This is a genomic window from Opitutia bacterium ISCC 52 (assembly GCA_014529675.2).
Lineage (GTDB): Bacteria > Verrucomicrobiota > Verrucomicrobiia > Opitutales > UBA2995 > UBA2995.
Genome location: CP076040.1, coordinates 2,227,164 through 2,241,140, shown reverse-complemented (window position 1 = coordinate 2,241,140; position 13,977 = coordinate 2,227,164). Strand labels below are relative to the sequence as shown.

Below are 13,977 nucleotides of genomic sequence, written 5' to 3'. Positions count from 1 at the left end.
GCGTCCCAGTTTTTTGTTTTTTATCCCTGATCAATTTCGAGTCGATTGGATGGGTTGTGCGTCCGACCTGCCGGTCAATACGCCAAACATTGATCGACTTGCAGCTGAGGGCACTCGTTTTACACGGGCCATCACACCGTCGCCACTGTGCTCTCCAGCCAGAGCTTGCTTGGCTACTGGCATGGATTTCAAAAATTGTGGCGCGCCAACGATCTATGACAACTTGCCGCTTAATCGGAGAACCTATTATCAATCGCTTCGGGATTCGGGTTACCATGTTGCTGGTGTTGGGAAATTTGATCTACACAAGGCGGATCTCGATTGGGGAGTGGATGGATCGATGTTGTTGGATGAATACGGTTTTAGCGAAGGCAACGACAGTGAGGGGAAGGGTGATGCCATTTGGTCCTATCGAAAAGAGGGAGTCATAAAAGGCCCCTACATAAAATACCTGAGTGATCATGGGCTTTTGGATAAGCACCTATCCATGTACGAGCATAGCACTGGGAATCTTTTATTCGAGGCAGTGACCGAGCTACCTGATGAGGCTTACTGTGATAACTGGATTGCTCAGAATGGCTTGGATAGGCTCCAAGAGTTTTCGAAGGAGCAACCGTGGCACCTGGTAGTTAATTTCGCCGGACCTCACGATCCCTACGATGTGACTACTACGATGCGAGAGCAGTGGCAGGACGTCGACTTTCCATCGCCTGTGGACAATGATCAGGACGATCCAGAACTTATTCTGCTACGCCAACAGAATTACGCTGCCATGATCGAGAACATCGATTCTCAGATCGGGCGTTATTTAGATCTCCTTGAAGAACGAGGTGAACTTGAAAACACCGTTATTATTTTCTCCAGTGACCATGGAGAAATGCTGGGGGATCATAATCGTTGGCAAAAATCGATTTGGTATGGAGGCTCGGTCGATGTGCCACTGGTGGTCAGTGGGGCAGGTGTCGGGTGTCAGGTGTCAGGAGCGCTTGTAAGTTTTCACGATATAGGTGCCACTATCCTGGATATGGCAGGTGCTGAACCTTTACCGAAATCTGATGCCTCATCTTTCGCGCCTGTACTTTGTGGAAAATCCCAAATTCACCGACGCGTGAACAAAAGCGCCTTGAATGATTGGAAACTAATCTCAGACGGACGATTCAAACTGGTGCTCAAGGAAGGTGAGGACCCCTTGTTATTTGATCTTAAAACGGATCCCAACGAAACCAACAACCTCGCTTCTGAGTTTCCCTGCAAAGTGGTACAACTACAGAGCCTATGAATGGTTGGCCTATTAGCCGTACGGTTTAATAAGAAACTGATATGGTAATTGTTTTTAGAATTTGCCGAACTGGATAGCGGTTATTTTATGGGACTCATCCTTTTTGAAGTATCCCATGTCATACGTCCACAAAACGCCCCTATGCCTGCTGACGATAGTTGTATCCATTTTGGCTACACCAAGACGGTTGCTCGCAGAGGTTTTCTTCAATCGAGACATCAGGCCCATTATGTCGGACACCTGTTTTCAATGCCATGGTCCAGATGCGGCGGCTCGTGAAGCGGATCTGCGCTTGGACGTTCGGGATGAAGCTATAGCGGGGCGTGATGGCGAACCGGCCATCATTCCAGGGAATCCGGAAGACAGCCTCATGATGTGGATGATCAACGCGGAGAATGAAGAAGATATCATGCCACCGACCAATCATCCGCGTGTTTTGACGGCTGAAGAAAAGCAACTCTTTAACGACTGGATATTGGAGGGCGCTGAATACGAGGAGCACTGGGCCTATGTGTCTCCTGTTAAAAGAAAACTGCCGGAAGTGACCAACGGGGATTGGGTAAAAATGAAATCGATCACTTTGTATTAGCCTCTTTGGAGGGAGATGAGATCAATCCTTCGCCTTTAGCAGAAAAGGAAACCTTGATCCGAAGAATTTCTTTGGATCTCACAGGATTTCCTCCTACTCCGGAAGAGGTGGATGCCTTTGTTGCGGATGAGTCGCCAGATGCATTGGAAAAGGTGATCGACCGATTGTTAGCTTCACCACGCTATGGCGAACGTATGGCTTGGGACTGGTTGGATGCGGCTCGCTATGCTGACAGTAATGGCTATCAAAACGATCCGGAACGAGGCATGTGGCCTTGGCGTGATTGGGTCATTCAGGCGTTCAATAACAACATGCCCTACGATCAATTTTCGATCGAACAGATCGCAGGAGACCTGTTGCCCAATCCTACTCAAGAGCAGAAATTGGCTACGGCGTTTCTCCGCAATCACATGATTTATGGCGAGGGTGGGCGACTGCCCGAAGAAAACCGAATCGAGTACCTATTCGACCAGGCCGAAACGGTTGGAACCGTTTGGATGGGTGTCACCATGAACTGTGCGCGCTGCCTCTTGAAGTGGGCGGACCCTAGGCCTTGTTCACGAATCTGCCGCAGCGATCACCTCTATCTCGACGGTAAATGCTTCGCGGGCAAACCCAGACACGATCATTAAGGTCGATGCGGGAGCCGGTTGAGAGAATAATTCGTCCCTTACTTTCATGTACGGTTGAAGATGTTCTCGACCAGTGACGTAGGCATTGATGCGAACCAGGTTGTTCAAGCTCATACCGGCGGATTCAAGGATCGAACCGATATTCTTAAAAATCAGACCTGCCTGCGACTCGGTGTCTTCAGGGATGGGCTCGGTCAAAGAAACGCTGAGTTGTCCAGATACGAACAACAATCGTGCGTTTGCCGGTACCTCAACGCCGTGGCTATAAGTGGCGAATGGGGGAGGGATCTCTTCGGGAGTGATATATTTAAACATAGTTTTGTCGCTGGTCATCCTAGCATTGAGGATGCCAAAACGGATTTGCTCGGCAAGGGCATTGGTTCAATTGGAGAAGTTTGTTTGAAGCTGGTCTATCGGTACGAAAATAGCTGAACTCATCTTATGGCTGTTCAACGTTTTCTTTCTCACATGACCTGGCCGGAGGTTAAAGCTCTGGATAAATCAAAAGCCGTGGCTGTCCTTCCCGTCGGTGCGACCGAGCAACACGGTCATCATTTGCCGACTTATACGGATACGATCATTAGTTCAGGCGTGCTTGAACGTGCCATGGATCGATTGCCTGAGGATGTACCAGCCTATCGTCTATCGCCGATTACGATCAGCAAGAGTAACGAGCATCGTGGTTTTCCAGGTACCATCTGGATCGGAGCCAAGACGCTTTATGACGTGCTCTTCGATATTGGCCGGAGTGTCCACGAGTCAGGCTTTCGCAAACTCTGTTTCTTCAATGGGCATGGAGGGAATATTGGCATCCTGCATGCGGTCACTCGCGACATCCGTGACGAGTTCGGCATGACTACCTTTTTTGGATCTGCTGGAACTTACCTTGATGAAACGGCGTTGCCGGAGGGAGTTGATCCGAGAGAAAAGCAATTTGGTATTCACGCCAATTTCACCGAAACGGCACTGATCAAAGCCTTGACTCCTGACTTGGTTAAGGAAGACAAAGCGAAGCCTTGTTTTCCTGATTATCCGGAGACAGGAATTGGTTTGGTTGGCAAAGGTTATGCGCAATGGAAAACCAAAGACTGGTCTGCTACGGGCGTGTTTGGCGATCCCACTCATGTGACGGATGACATCGCGGCCGACTACCTTGAGCGCTCAGTGCAGGGAACTATGAAGTTCCTGAAAGAAATGGTTGAGTATGAATACGCCCGGCCGCCGATTGAAGACGGGCTCTAAGCTTTATGGGACGTATTTGTCAGTCATGACTTGTTCGACCGTCAAGGAAACTTCATTTATGATTTTCAGATCCGTTAGCTGATCGAGTTGGGTTTGGTAGCGATCTCTTGAAATGGTGAGGTAATCGGTGTCGTCCGTTTTGTGTAGCTCGGCGTCGATGATCATCGCGCGTGAAAAATCAAGGAATTCAGGCGACGCTTTCGAGTTGATCGCCAGCATGATGTCGTGCGCTGGCTGAGGATCCACTTCGATGTAATAACTGTAGCCTCGTTTTAATGCCCGAATAAAAGCCTTCAATTCTTCAGGATAAGAGTAGGCAAATGCTTTATTGGAAAAGAGGGTCGTGTAAGCATCGAAGCCGGTATCCCAGGCGTAGAGAAACTTCAGGTTTATGCCTTGTTGTTTTACGAAAAAAGGCTCTGCGATGCAGAATCCTTGTTGCACAAAGTTCTTGTCGGTCATTAGGCGCCCTAATTCAAAATTCTGGGGTACAATATCGAATTCAATGTCGTACTTCTTTTTCAAATACGGAATGAAAGCCCATTCCGGTCTAACCATGACCGTCATGCTTTGGAGGTCTTTCCAATCTTCGACTGGACAGTCCTCTTGCATCATTAGGACACTGGGATCGTTTTGAAAAACGGAGGCGACATTGACCACCGGAGCACCGCCCTCAATGGCCAGGATCACGTTGGTGCTGTCCGCCTGGCCCAGATGAGCCTGTCCGGTCGCGACCTTATTGATGGAAAGTGAATTGGGTCCTCCTTGAACCAAGGTTACGTTCAGGCCTTCCTCAACGAAATACCCCATGGCCTCAGCTGTATAAAATGCACCATGTTCGGGTTCTGCAACCCAGTCCAACTGAACCCGCACATTAAAGCGTCCATCTTTGGTCGATTCGTCGGCACCGCCCCCGCATCCTGAGAAACTAAGACCTGATACGAGGATTGCCCATAGAGTGAGTAGTGGAGTGGAGCTTGCGTTCATGGTGTTTAAAAAGCAAAGGGCATGTCGGACTATTTCCGGCATGCCCTTTGGTCAAACCGACAAGAAATTTATCAGAAGGGTACGGTCACAGTCATGCGGGCCTGGACTTCGTCCGGTGCTTTACTTAGAGCTGTGTTGGCTGCAAAGATCGGATCTGCTCCGATGAAGTAGTCTTCACCGGTGATGTTCTCGAGGCTGAGCATCGCTTTCCAGCTTCCAGCATCGTACCAGATGTTTGAATTGATGACGACCGAGGAAGGAACCAGGATAAAGCGGTCCATGCTGGCCCAGAATTTGTCACTGTAAACTCCTCCGACTGAAAGGCCGAATCCGTTCTCGAAGCTAGAAGAGACAAACAGCTTGGCAGTCGTCTCAGGTGCTCCCGGCATAATCAAATCAGGGTTGTTGGATGGAGCGCCTCCTTCAGGAGTAAATCCACCAAACGCATCGGTGAACTGGTGCAATAAAGAGCCCCCTTCAAGTGCAAGCCCGATCTCGTCGTTCAGTGCACCCGTTGGGTCAGCGAGATTCCAAGGCATTGAACGGAAGCCGAGAGGGGCCGTACGTATTGTTTCCCGATCACCATAGCTGGCAATTATTGTTACGTTCTCAGAGACGGCGATGGTGGCTTCGAATTCAATACCTTCGGATTCGTAAGGATCAGAGGTATTGGTTCTATCATTAAAGGCAGCTTGCTCCCATTCATACCAGGCAACACTTGCGTAGAATCGGCCATCGAAAGCAGACGTTTTTATACCCACTTCTGTGAGCTCGGAATCCCCGAAGTTTCCTGTGCTTAATACGGCACCCCCTTGGGTCGGAGCATAGGTAGATGCTTCTTGGTAGGCGCCATAGATGCTGGCATTTTCGCCCAGCTTGATGGTTGGGTTGATACTGAAGTTAAAAAAGGAATCATCGTCCTCGGTTACATTCTGTGCGATATCTGTGGGGCCTTCAGGCACCTTGGCTTTGATGTCGACGGTGTCGTAACGAGCACTGGCGATAATCGAGAAGACTTCATTCATGTCAAACAATGCGGAGAGAAATGCTCCATGCTGCTCAAGGTCCGATTCAACGGCGTGACCTCCTGGGCCACCGGCCCCAAATCCGCCACCCCAGTAGTTGTTGTTAGTAGATGGATCAAACTGAGCACCAGAAAGAAAAACGCTATTTTGACTAATCTCATCGCGGGAAATATCGCGACGTGAGAATGGTTCTGCCCAGAAGTCCTGCAGCTGAGTCGCCTCAGTTTTCCTAACTTGTACCCCGTAATCCAATACGACCGTGCTTGAATCACTGGGCTCCAGGGTGGTGGTCAGTGAGAAACGATCGTCGATCACTGTCTGGTCCATGCGAAATGCGTATTGGTAGGAAGAAAGCTTATCGGTCGTGATGTCTTCAATAAACAGTTTGTTTGTCATGACCGTGCTGTCGCTGAAGAAGTGCTCCAGATCGGCGAATATCATTAAGTCTTCTGAATCAGCGAAGTCTCTCGGGTCGGCGAGGATTTGCTTGCCGCTGATTTTTTCTGTGAACACGGGGCCACCTGCCAGGAAGTAATCTGGTGTATATAGATAGCCGGAAGTGGTTTGTGCTATGTCAGCTGGCAAACCATCGTAAATTGCGGCACGCACTGCAGGATCGCTCAGGTCTTTGAGTGCAGACATTTGGTCGGTAGAAAGGCTGGCGCCATCCACGACAGATGCAGGCACAACCAGAGCACGGAAATCGGCACTGTAGCTGAGCAGGTTTCTATCGGCAAATCCGCCGTTTTCTGTGCGTACGAGGCTGAGTGGTTCACCGATTACATATTGACCGGTATCAACCAGATTCTGAGTAGGACGATTCCAGGCAGCATTTTCGTTTGATTTGAATTCGTAATACTCAGCACCAGCGAAGAGGTAGGTTTCTTCGGAGAGTTTCATTTTGATGGATGCGTAAACCGAGTTGAAATCGTTTCCTACATTATTGTACCAGGTATCCGCGTTTTGAGAAGTAATGGAAACGCGGTAAGCAGCGGGTTTGCTTCCTGCGAGGAATGGACCTCCCTTGTCGACCTGGATATTGTAATGGTTGTTGGATCCAAACTCGAATTTGAATTCACCTCTGGATTCATCGAAAAATGGAGATTTAGGGAGCATGTTCACGTAACCGCCGACATGGCTGGGAATGAACTGTGCAGGTGCAGGGCCTTTGACGACCTCCATTGCTTCAAGAGCTCCGAAGGAGGTTGGCATTTCGTTTCGTTGGAAGGCACGAAGCATACCGTTAAAGTAGATGCCACCTTGCCACCCGCGAAGAACCGGTTGTCCGGCGATGCCATAGAAATTGTATCGCTCGGTACCGGCACCGATATTTTGTAGATCATTAAAGTCTTCGATCTGGAATTGCTCCATCGTTTCTGGCGAGAGAACCAGGACTGATCGAGGAATATCCAAGAGTTCCATATCGGCAAAAAAGGCGGAACCCACACTCCGGTCAGTTGGAATTAGTGAGTCAGATAATTCCTGGCTTACTTCTTCGGTTATGAATTCATCCAATTCCAGGATAGGGCCATCCACGTCGTCCTGAGCTGAAAGCCAGGTGGAGGCTCCCAGGATGTAGATAAGAGCAGCTTGTCGCAGTTTCATTTTCATTTCTTCTGATAGTGTTTTGTATTCAAACAAAGAACTTTATTGTTAACAAGTTAGCATGTTATGTGCCAAATGTAATAAACCTTGAAGGTTAACTTGATGTTTAGAGTGGTCCAAAACGATCCATGTATTTGATTAATAAATACGATAAATATAATTCATGATTCTGCCCTAGGGAGGATCCTGTTGTGTTGAGCTAAAGCTCAAGAGTGATTCGACAACTAGTTGATTGCCAAAGTCTTCAGGAAATCGATCAGACTAACAATATGCTCCTCCTGGTAATGTGCGTAGCTTGGCATCTTTTCGGCCAGAGGATTCGTCTCTTTCGGCGAAATAAGCATCTTTCTGAAATAATCTTCCGCGTTTATGGCAAAGGCTGCCAACATAGGCATGGTTCTGGATGAAACTGAACCTCCAAGCAGTCCGTTTCCCGTTTGGTGGCAACTGGCACAGCTGTTCGCAAAAATCAATTGGCCCTTTTCAGCTGATTCGCCTAGTTCACTGCTCCCCAGACCTGAGAAGGCCAGCTCTTTTGTCACGGCATGTATTTTGGAGACTCCCCAGGGATTTTTGTGAGGCGGATCGAGCAGTCCTTCGGTCGACTCAATATTGAGAACATGCGGCCCCCACTCAGGGTGATCAATGGAATCAAGCCAATCTACGATTGATTGACCATCGATGGTCAGAATGAAATACGGTTTAACGGTGTTGAGTATATCAGGCGTAAAATTGGATTGGTATTTATCCCCGTAATTGGTGATCCAGAATGTGAGCTCGGGGTCGGAAACGAATGTTTCTATAAAGTCTGCGAGATACACGATTTGCATATCGTAATGCTCATCGGCAGTTTCGAAGAACTTACGGCGAGCTTCAACGGCTATCTCTGCCATCTGTGCAGGCTTGATGACTTGTTGGCTCTGTTGGATGCCGTTGCTGGTATGCAGGACGAGGTTGGGCCAATGCTGAGGTTTTATATAGCTCGGTGTTGCCTGGCTGAGATCGATGGTGCCTTCGATAAGAACGTCTTCCACTTTAACTTCAGACTCCAGCATTTCGATCTCTGTTAATTGTTCGATCTGCTTCTGTATTCGCTCGGTGGTTACTAGGCCTGTCTTTTCGCCGTTTTCCGGACGACCGGAAACCAGTTTGTTTTCGATCATGGAGTTGGCCACGTAATCCATTAACTCCGGAGTTTGTTGAGGATTGTTGGCGGAAATCATGGCATTTGCGTCGGTACGATCACCCGTCAGGTAGTCATTCCAGCCCCGAATGGAGGCTTCGGTAAATGCTTTAATAATATCAGGCTTGGCGCGGGCGAATCCGCGTGAGGTGAACCAAACACGATAGGGAGAAAATCCGGAATCGGAGAGGAGTAGGGTGCCTGCGTCAGCGCCTTCCTTTTCGACGTAGTAAGGCTCGTTGGTTATAAAGCACTGCTGTATGAAATTTTTATCTGCAAGAAATCGGTTCATGCCATAGTCTAGTGGCATGATGTTTACGTCGATATCATAGGTTTGCTCCATGATGCGAATGAAAGCGGAGCCGGGATTTGCCATGATGGTTTTACCATCTAAATCCTCAAATTTTGTGATGCCCGATTCTTTGTGGAAGAGGACAGCTTGCGGATCGTGCTGCATAAGGGCGCCCGCGATTGCGACAGGAACTTGTCTAGAGGTAGCGATGATAACTTCGTCGCTTCTCCCGATGGCAAAGTCTGCTACTCCTTGTGCTACTTTTTGGACTGGCAATGCGTTTGGGCCGCCAGGAATGATTTCCACATCCAATCCCACCTCTTCATAGTATCCTTGGGCCAAGGCCTGGTAGAATCCACCGTGCTCCGGTTGAGCGTACCAGTCAGTTTGCAGAACAATCTTTGTCAGACCGTTCTCTGACTCTTGAGATGAATTACCTCCGCCACAGGCGACGAGCAGGATACTCAGAATGGTCAGGGTGATAGAAAGGAAGCAGGTGCGAAGCGAAGCGATCATTTTTGTTTGTGGATCATGGAATCGTGCCAGTTTCTCAAGGCAAGCCAATGAATGAGATTAACCGAGCCAACAAATACGAAACCCATGGTACAGGCGATGGTTGCCGTAGCGAAAAGGGCAGGAATCTTCACATTGGAATTGTAGACGATGGTCATGAATCCGAGACCGGCCCCACCACTCGCCGAGGTGCCTACAAAAATGTCTCCCGTGATAGCTCCGATGGGCGCCAAAGTGCCGGCAATCTTCATTCCGGTTAGAAAGTAAGGCATGGAAAAGGGGACCCGAAGTAGAAATATCTCCTGAACCTTGCTGGCATTGCACACCGTGAACAGATCGAGTAAATTTCTGTCGGTCGAAATGAGACCTTGGGTGGAGTTGGCCACAATTGGGAAGAACCCAATCAGGAACGTAACCAGTGTAATCGCGCTTCTCCCTTCCTTTAACCAGATCGCAATGATGGGTGCCAGGATAACGACCGGGGTCATTTGCAGAACCAGAACCCAGGGGTAAGTGGCATGTTTGACCAGCGATGACGCTGCAAAAATCATAGCGATAATATACCCGATTGTGATGGCGGCTACGAAGCCGATCGCAGCCGATACGAAAGTGTTCTTGGCTGCCGTGATCAGGTCGGCTCTCTCATCCACCATGGCCTGCCATATTTCGGTGGGATAGGGCATTTGAATGCGACGGATGGCTTCAGCATCCTCCTTGGTGTAGCCCTCCGTCTTCATATTGCTATCTACAATCAGTGATCCAATGGTGTACCACAGTGTGATGATGACGATCGTTGAAAGGATCGGCATCAGAAAAGGGCTGTATTTCTTAAAATTCATGCTTCTTCCTCCACAGATCGTAGTGCGTGGGTCGCTTTAGCGAGTAGTTGCAGGTATTCGGGTTGCTCACGCAGCTCCGCTGTTCGAGGAAAATCAAAGGGTACTTCGATGATTTCAGCAATGCGACCCGGGTTGGCTGACAAGACGACGATGCGAGTGGATAGAAAAACCGCTTCTGCCACTGAGTGCGTCACGAAGAACGCTGTGAATGGATCTTCATCCCGGATCTGCAACAAATCTTCGTTCAAGCGATCTCGAGTCATTTCATCGAGTGCGCCGAAGGGCTCATCTAAAAGCAGGATACTGGGTGAGACGGTCAGGGCTCTGGCGATGGAGACGCGCATTCGCATGCCACCCGATAGTTGCCAGGGAAATTGGCGAGTCGCGTCTTTTAAACCGACCAACTCTATCATTTTATTGGCTTTCCTTGCACGGCGCTCCTTTGAGTCGCCACTGATTCGAAGCGGCAATTCCACATTGTTCTGCACGCGGAGCCAGGGCAGCAAATTTGCATCCTGGAAAATGAAAAAGGTTTCTTCCCGTGCTTCCTTGGGCTGCATCCCATCGATGCTTATAGTACCTGAGGCATGCGGGGTGAGTCCACTGATGGTCTTTAGGATGGTAGATTTGCCGCAGCCACTGGGGCCAACCAGGCTGATGAATTCTCCTTTCTCAACCTGAAGGTCGAGATCCTCGAGTACCAGCGGGCCGTTGCCGTAGCGTTGGCAGAGTTTATCAAATACGACAATCGGTGGCTGTGGTTCCGACATGTAGTGTTAGGCTGTTTGAGCGAAAGGGTTTTTCGGGTAGGTTTTCATCTTTCCCGGATTCAGCAGAGTTAAGGGATCCATCTTGTCCTTGAATGCCCGCTTTTCTTCGATGTCCGGATGCATCCCGCCTTCTTCCAAAACGTAGGTATGTGGGTTGGCAATAAAAACCCCTATTTCTTCGCAGTAATCCATGATCTCCTGGAGACGCTCGTCGCTCTTGTAAAGTACCAGTGGTATCCCTCCGACGAGGACATTTTCACCGGTAAGGGGTCGGTGGATTTCCTGGTTCATTTTGGAATTACCGGCGGTCCATTCAATGTGCATGAGGATCTCGCCGGGAAACTTTTCCCAGAGCATTTCCATCTTTGCTTTGTAGTCAGTGCCAAAGCCTGCCTGGAGGTAAGTGATGGTGGGGTCTGCTCGCAGCGCCCACAAGGTGGTATGGTTCCATGTATAATCGGTAATATATGGTGGTCGCGGTGGATCGGCGAGTGGACGGTCGTAGGCCAAACGCAATCCGGCAGCCTCAGCGAGCGCTTTCGCCTCATCGCTTTGGTCCGTTGAGATCAGGATGAAGGTGACATGCTCTTCCTCTTCAAAATGCTTAACCAAGCCTTTGAAGTATTGAGGAATAGGGTTTTCAAAGCCGGTGATCAGTCGACGTTTGAAATGATCCTGACGAGCAAAGTCGTCCGTCCAGTCGAAAATGGTATTCCAGTCCTTGTGGCAAAATATCAGTTGCTGGTAATCGACCTTGGGCGCGAGTCGCATTTCTATCTCCACCATGATTCCATTGGTGCCATAAGTGTGGAGGGCTTTGATCGCATCCGGACCCTCTAGCTTCACTAGCTGGGGCTCTTCTTCTGCGCTAAGAATGGTCACGGATTTTACATTGTCTCCCTGGACAATGCCTCCCCAGGTAATGGAACCGACTCCACCTGATCCTCCGCAAAAGAAACCTCCCAGGGTGCTTTTGACGAACGTGGATGGCATGCAGCGCAACTCATAACCTACTTCTCTAGCCTTGGTTTCAATTGTCACCAGCCGGGCACCGGGTTCCGCACGGACCACACCATCGTCCAAAGAAATGATTCGATCCAGGGCGGACAGATCGATGACCACGCCACCGTGGAGCGGTACGCACTGACCGTAGTTTCCAGTTCCTCCTCCTCGGATAGTTATTGGGAGTCGATTACGGCAGCATATAGCCACCGTGGCCTTCAGCTCTTCCAAATCCTGCGGTATAACGGCCACTCCAGCCTTCTTGTCCTCCAGGAGAGGTTTAAGGATCGGAGAATACCAATAGAAATCCTTCGAAAGCTTATCAACTTTTTCGGGCTCAGTTTCTATGTAATCGACTCCGCAAATGTCTTTAAATGCTTCAATGATTTCATCGGAAATTTCTATTACCATGATCAGCTATCAGCATTTTCACTGCCAATTTGTACCTTACTATTTTTGAAGTTACTAAATGGCACTCTACGTGCTTAATTGAATAGAAAGCCCTTTCTAAATTTCTCAAAATAACCATTCATCCCCTTATTCCGCTTGCTTCAGACTCGAATTAAGTTTCTGACCCGTAAACGAAACACTTTAGGATTAGTCCTTGCTAACGATTATGTCATTCACCCAACAGCGCATCATTCTGATGTGTGAGCGAAAAATGGACAGCACTTGATCGATGACTGACTCGATAAAGAGCATTTCTGCACGAGTTCCTCGGCGACTGTTGGACAGTGGTTATACTGGGGAAGCAGACTGGGAAGGTTTGACGGATTGTGTCGTGCGAATTGAAAACGGACTGGTGCGTTCCGTGGAAGCAGGCCAGGGGCAAGCTGACTTGGAATTGAATCATACGATTCTGCTACCTGGCTTTCTCGATGCGCATACCCACTTGGATAAAGCACACAGCTGGGAAAGAGCGCCCAATAAATCGGGCACCTTCAATGAAGCATTGCACAACATTGAGGCAGATAAAGTGAATTGGACAGCTGATGATGTTTACCGTCGGGCTTCCTATGCGCTTCGATGTGCTTATGCTTATGGCACGGTTGCGCTCCGCAGTCATGTAGATACAGGGCTGCCATGGGCGCGGCGAAGCTACGAGGCATTGAGTCGATTACGCGAGGAATGGGCGGGACGTCTGGAGCTTCAACTGGTGAGTCTGGCTTCGATACCGGAGTATAGTGAATCTTCTGGAGACACCCTGGCTGATCTGCCTGTGGAGTTTGGCGCCATTGCGCTTGGAGGCATGCCGCTCATGAATCCTGACCTTGACGCTCAACTGGACCGATTGATGGCACTAGCGGTTGAAAGGTCAGTAGGACTGGATTTACACGTTGATGAAAACAACGGGGAAGATACCTATGTGTTGGAAGCGGTTGCTCGTGCGGTTTTGCGTAATGAATTTCCAAATACGGTGGTTTGTGGGCACTGCTGCAGTCTCTCGGTCAAGCCTTTGAAAGAACAACTGGAGATTCTGGAACTAGTGAAGGAGTCGGGCATTAAAGTGGTTTCACTGCCCATGTGTAATCTTTATCTGCAGGATCGCAGGGTAGAGGAGGATGACATTCAAACTCCCTACTGGCGCGGTATCACTTTAGCGCATGAGTTTATGAATCGGGGTGTGCCATTCGCCTGCGCGAGCGACAACGTCAGGGATTCATTTTATGCCTATGGAGACTTGGACATGTTAGAGGTCTACCGCGAATCCCTGCGGATCGGTCATTTGGATCGACGTTTGCAGGAATCGATTGAGGTGGTTACCCGTGCTCCAGCTGATCTGATGGGATTATCTGAGTCTGGTTATGGCCAGATCGTCCCTGGTGCTCCAGCAGCCTTTTCGATTTTCCATACCTCGACCATGAGTCAATTACTGAGTAGGCCGCTGGTTAGACGGCAACTGTTTCGGGATTCGAAACTGGAGGAAATGAACATACCCGACTATTCCGAAGTCATTTAAAGGGCTGTCTTATTTGTGCTTTGCACTCAGCAATGTGATGCAGGGTATGAAGTTGGCCA

The 13,977-nt window shown here is 49.2% G+C and carries 12 protein-coding genes; 5 read left to right on the top strand and 7 right to left on the bottom strand.

The genetic code is table 11. From position 1 onward, the window contains the following. Positions 1-13: 13 nt before the first annotated feature. The 3 genes from GA003_09495 (at position 14) to GA003_09485 (ending at position 2,500) form a co-directional block, all read left to right on the top strand. Positions 14-1,279 (top strand): sulfatase-like hydrolase/transferase, encoded by a 1,266-nt coding sequence (locus tag GA003_09495; protein ID QXD30161.1) that lies wholly within the window; start codon positions 14-16, stop codon positions 1,277-1,279. Between the two features lie 115 nt (positions 1,280-1,394). Beyond that, positions 1,395-1,868 (top strand): hypothetical protein, encoded by a 474-nt coding sequence (locus GA003_09490; GenBank protein QXD30160.1) that lies wholly within the window; start codon positions 1,395-1,397, stop codon positions 1,866-1,868. Continuing rightward, on the top strand, positions 1,835-2,500 hold the full coding sequence (locus GA003_09485) for a DUF1549 domain-containing protein (GenBank protein ID QXD30159.1): 666 nt from the start codon (positions 1,835-1,837) through the stop codon (positions 2,498-2,500). Before GA003_09490 ends, GA003_09485 begins: the two co-directional genes overlap by 34 nt. Here GA003_09485 and GA003_09480 read toward each other — a convergent pair. Continuing rightward, entirely contained in the window at positions 2,426-2,815 is a 390-nt protein-coding gene (locus GA003_09480; GenBank protein QXD30158.1) for a RidA family protein, read from the bottom strand. The genes GA003_09485 and GA003_09480 overlap by 75 nt on opposite strands. Positions 2,816-2,941: 126 nt before the next feature. Between GA003_09480 and GA003_09475 the strand changes: the two genes are divergently transcribed. Beyond that, complete coding sequence (locus tag GA003_09475) at positions 2,942-3,742, top strand: creatininase family protein (protein QXD30157.1); 801 nt, start codon at positions 2,942-2,944, stop codon at positions 3,740-3,742. A 3-nt stretch (positions 3,743-3,745) separates the two neighbouring features. Here the strand turns inward: GA003_09475 and GA003_09470 are convergent, their stop codons facing one another. The 6 genes from GA003_09470 to GA003_09445 all read right to left on the bottom strand — a co-directional run bounded on the left by GA003_09470 (position 3,746) and on the right by GA003_09445 (position 12,369). Further along, entirely contained in the window at positions 3,746-4,729 is a 984-nt protein-coding gene (locus GA003_09470) for an ABC transporter substrate-binding protein (GenBank protein QXD30156.1), read from the bottom strand. A 71-nt stretch (positions 4,730-4,800) separates the two neighbouring features. Continuing rightward, entirely contained in the window at positions 4,801-7,359 is a 2,559-nt protein-coding gene (locus tag GA003_09465; GenBank protein QXD30155.1) for a hypothetical protein, read from the bottom strand. Positions 7,360-7,583: 224 nt separating this feature from the next. After that, positions 7,584-9,350, bottom strand: coding sequence for an ABC transporter substrate-binding protein (locus GA003_09460; GenBank protein QXD30154.1), 1,767 nt, complete (start codon positions 9,348-9,350; stop codon positions 7,584-7,586). Beyond that, positions 9,347-10,186 (bottom strand): ABC transporter permease subunit, encoded by an 840-nt coding sequence (locus tag GA003_09455; GenBank protein QXD30153.1) that lies wholly within the window; start codon positions 10,184-10,186, stop codon positions 9,347-9,349. Before GA003_09455 ends, GA003_09460 begins: the two co-directional genes overlap by 4 nt. After that, the gene (locus GA003_09450; protein QXD30152.1) at positions 10,183-10,956 is read right to left on the bottom strand and encodes an ABC transporter ATP-binding protein; all 774 of its coding nucleotides are present in this window, start codon (positions 10,954-10,956) and stop codon (positions 10,183-10,185) included. Before GA003_09450 ends, GA003_09455 begins: the two co-directional genes overlap by 4 nt. A 6-nt stretch (positions 10,957-10,962) precedes the next feature. Next, complete coding sequence (locus GA003_09445) at positions 10,963-12,369, bottom strand: FAD-binding oxidoreductase (GenBank protein ID QXD30151.1); 1,407 nt, start codon at positions 12,367-12,369, stop codon at positions 10,963-10,965. Between the two features lie 268 nt (positions 12,370-12,637). Here GA003_09445 and GA003_09440 point away from each other — a divergent pair, with 268 nt between their 5' ends. Beyond that, the gene (locus tag GA003_09440) at positions 12,638-13,918 is read left to right on the top strand and encodes a cytosine deaminase (protein ID QXD30150.1); all 1,281 of its coding nucleotides are present in this window, start codon (positions 12,638-12,640) and stop codon (positions 13,916-13,918) included. Positions 13,919-13,977 lie beyond the last annotated feature (59 nt).

Excerpts from the sequence above, each read along its gene's own strand:
- GA003_09490 (QXD30160.1), top strand. The coding sequence starts at position 1,395 with ATGTCATACGTCCACAAAACGCCCCTATGCCTGCTGACGATAGTTGTA.
- GA003_09480 (QXD30158.1), bottom strand. The coding sequence starts at position 2,815 with ATGTTTAAATATATCACTCCCGAAGAGATCCCTCCCCCATTCGCCACT.
- GA003_09475 (QXD30157.1), top strand. The coding sequence starts at position 2,942 with ATGGCTGTTCAACGTTTTCTTTCTCACATGACCTGGCCGGAGGTTAAA.
- GA003_09470 (QXD30156.1), bottom strand. The coding sequence starts at position 4,729 with ATGAACGCAAGCTCCACTCCACTACTCACTCTATGGGCAATCCTCGTA.
- GA003_09465 (QXD30155.1), bottom strand. The coding sequence starts at position 7,359 with ATGAAACTGCGACAAGCTGCTCTTATCTACATCCTGGGAGCCTCCACC.
- GA003_09460 (QXD30154.1), bottom strand. The coding sequence starts at position 9,350 with ATGATCGCTTCGCTTCGCACCTGCTTCCTTTCTATCACCCTGACCATT.
- GA003_09455 (QXD30153.1), bottom strand. The coding sequence starts at position 10,186 with ATGAATTTTAAGAAATACAGCCCTTTTCTGATGCCGATCCTTTCAACG.
- GA003_09450 (QXD30152.1), bottom strand. The coding sequence starts at position 10,956 with ATGTCGGAACCACAGCCACCGATTGTCGTATTTGATAAACTCTGCCAA.
- GA003_09445 (QXD30151.1), bottom strand. The coding sequence starts at position 12,369 with ATGGTAATAGAAATTTCCGATGAAATCATTGAAGCATTTAAAGACATT.
- GA003_09440 (QXD30150.1), top strand. The coding sequence starts at position 12,638 with ATGACTGACTCGATAAAGAGCATTTCTGCACGAGTTCCTCGGCGACTG.